This is a genomic window from Leifsonia sp. HAY1-4F, assembly GCF_056755275.1.
The window spans coordinates 1-254 of sequence record NZ_JBNDHX010000420.1; the positions used below are offsets into that span (position 1 = coordinate 1).

Annotated in this window: 1 protein-coding gene; it reads left to right on the forward strand. The window is 69.7% G+C overall.

Going from position 1 to position 254, the window contains the following annotated elements; all coding sequences use genetic code 11:
- Positions 1-254: FliG C-terminal domain-containing protein (locus tag ACPYOG_RS20030; protein ID WP_481295854.1), on the forward strand; the 254-nt coding region annotated here is incomplete at both ends.

Genomic DNA, 254 nt, shown 5'->3' on the forward strand with positions numbered 1-254 from the left:
CAGCAGGTGCTGCGCGGGGTGGATGCGGCGGTGCTCGCCGTCGCGATGAAGGGCGCACCGGAGACGGTCGACGCCATCATCACGGCGAACCTGTCCGAGCGCAACCGCGAGATCATCGAGGAGGAGGTCCGCATCCTCGGTCCGGTGCGGGTCTCGCAGGTGGAGGACGCGCGTGCGGGGATCGTCCGAGCGATCCACGACCTGGAGGCCGCCGGAACGATCACGGTGCAACGCGGGGACGAGGACGCGTATGT